Raw genomic sequence first — 2450 nt, 5'->3', positions numbered from 1 at the left:
TCGAAACAGCAAAAGATTACAACTCTTGGAATTAGCTTACCGGTGGTTAATGATGACCCCATAGCAACGGCACAAGGGATCACTGAGGGGATAATCCTGGCTCTACACCAAGACAATCGCTTTAAGTCGGAATCCGAGGATAAGGGCGCAAAGCTGGAACAGATTGATTTACTGGCATTGGCTGGGCAAGAAGCAGGGATTGATAAGGCTCAGAAAATCTGTGAAGGTGTAATTTTGGCACGAGAGTTGGTAGCAGCACCAGCTAATGAGGTGACACCAATTAGTTTGGCTCAGACAGCAGAGGAGCTGGCCTCAGAGTATGGTTTTTCCCTGGAAATCTTGGACAGGGAAGCCTGTGAAGAACTGGGAATGGGTGCTTTTCTTGGGGTTGCCAAAGCCTCAGATCTGCCTCCCAAGTTTATTCATATGACCTATAAACCTGATGGTACTCCAAAACGCAAATTAGCGATTGTGGGTAAGGGCTTAACCTTTGACTCCGGTGGCTTGAATCTTAAAGGTGCTGGTAGTGGCATCGAGACTATGAAAATGGATATGGGGGGGGCGGCGGCTACCTTGGGGACTGCTAAGGCAATTGGCCAGTTGAAGCCGGATGTCGAGGTTCACTTTATCAGTGCGGCCACGGAAAATATGATTAGTGGTCATGCCATGCACCCAGGGGATATTCTTACTGCTTCTAATGGTAAGACGATTGAGGTCAATAATACGGATGCCGAAGGAAGACTAACCCTAGCAGATGCTTTAGTGTTTGCGGAAAAATTAGAGGTGGATGCGATCGCAGATTTAGCTACCTTGACTGGTGCCTGTGTTGTAGCATTGGGAAATGATATTGCTGGTTTATGGACCACTGATGAAACAATAGCGCAACAGTTTAAAGATGCGGCAGAAGCGGCTGGTGAAAAATTATGGCAGATGCCCATGGAAGAGAAGTACTTTGAGGGATTAAAGTCTCAAATTGCTGATTTCAAAAATACTGGACCCCGTGCAGCTGGTTCGATTACGGCAGCCTTGTTCTTGAAGCAATTTGTTAAGGAAACGCCTTGGGTACATATCGATATTGCTGGAACAGTTTGGACTGATAAAGAAAATGGTTGTAATAATTCTGGTGCGACTGGCTTTCCAGTTCGTACTTTAGTGAATTGGGTATTGAGTGAGACTTAAGGTAATAGGTAATGGGGAATGGGTAATAAGTAATCGGTAACTGACCCAACTATACTTAATATCATTACTTAAGATCATTCCTTAGTTTAGCAACCCCCTAGTAAGGCACGGCGGAAATAAAGATACCTTTCAAAAAGAGCGAAACACTTATATAATAAGTATGCAATAATTTTGAATTTTAACTTCCGCCCAGCATTACTAGCTATGGGTTTTTAAGGAAAGCCATTGGCTGAGCTAGATAATTTTATGATTTTATGGAACAGGGAATAGGTAATAGTTAAAAACTCCTGTGTACCTGATAAGTATGGAAAACTCTATACATCGAATCGAAATGAAGTTTTAGCAATTGGTGAGCGCTTTTCACATAAACAAACTGGAATCAACTTGAAAAAAAACTCCCAAGGTTTTGGCTTGATATTTGCTAATTTCTCGCTTTCCATTAACGATGTCATCAACGGTTTTTTTAGAGCCAATAATTCCCACTAAATCCGCTGGTTTTATGTCTTTTTGATCCATTAAAAAAAGTAACATAGACTGAGGCTCAGATCTAATCCCTGGTGAGTAATAGTCTTGTTCAAATTTTTCAATTAATGTAATCAGCAATTCATAAATTTCATCTTCTTCTGGTGTTCGTTTAGGTCGGTGCATCAACTCTTCTACAAAAGCTAAAGCTTTTTCATTCTCTTCTTCTGTTTTAATCATTTTAGGTTGATATTTAATTAACAGTTTTTTGTATGGCTTTTGATTAAAAGTAAGGGTCATTCTTCCAGTTATTATAGTCGTATTCTGCGTGATTCAGAATATACTTGATGTAAATTAAATGCTTTTCATAATCTATACTTACAATTAAGCGGTACTTATTCCCCTTAATATTAAAAACTGTAAAATTTCCTACTGCTTCAGCTTTTCTAAAAACTGATTGTACCTCAACTAAGTTAGACCAAGTAGCCTGATTGGCAATCTTATACCAGTTATCGAGAGCATCATGGCAATCAGCGTGTTTTTCACTAAATTCCCGCAAACGTCGATAGCTGATCACATGCATTTGATATCCTCTTTGGTGCCCTGAACCTAGACACAACTCTGATTTCCTGTCTTGATGCAATAGCGAGTGGGGGAAACCACGGCAATAGCGAGTGGGGGCCTGAAATTCAAGCTGTGTTAGCAAACCGTGGTGGTGGCTTTTTAAAACACCGCATGGAACCAATTCATAAACGAAATCAAGTCAATAAAATCCCAATTAAAAACTATAAAGGTTGTTGAATTTAACT

3 protein-coding genes are annotated in these 2450 nt (G+C 40.3%); 1 reads left to right on the top strand and 2 read right to left on the bottom strand.

Annotated features, from left to right (window positions below; genetic code table 11):
• A partial coding sequence (locus F6K20_RS34130; RefSeq protein WP_287297738.1) for a leucyl aminopeptidase occupies positions 1 to 1179 on the top strand: 1179 nt, incomplete at its 5' end.
• Between the two features lie 360 nt (positions 1180 to 1539).
• Here F6K20_RS34130 and F6K20_RS34125 read toward each other — a convergent pair.
• Both F6K20_RS34125 and F6K20_RS34120 read right to left on the bottom strand, forming a co-directional pair.
• Positions 1540 to 1941, bottom strand: a complete 402-nt coding sequence (locus tag F6K20_RS34125; protein ID WP_008189565.1) for a helix-turn-helix domain-containing protein — start codon at positions 1939 to 1941, stop codon at positions 1540 to 1542.
• On the bottom strand, positions 1925 to 2224 hold the full coding sequence (locus tag F6K20_RS34120; RefSeq protein WP_008189566.1) for a type II toxin-antitoxin system HigB family toxin: 300 nt from the start codon (positions 2222 to 2224) through the stop codon (positions 1925 to 1927). The genes F6K20_RS34125 and F6K20_RS34120 overlap by 17 nt, the downstream gene beginning before the upstream one ends.
• Positions 2225 to 2450 lie beyond the last annotated feature (226 nt).

The sequence above is a fragment of the Moorena sp. SIO2C4 genome (assembly GCF_010672485.1).
GTDB lineage: Bacteria > Cyanobacteriota > Cyanobacteriia > Cyanobacteriales > Coleofasciculaceae > Moorena > Moorena producens.
This window is presented reverse-complemented; position numbering and strand designations above follow the sequence as displayed.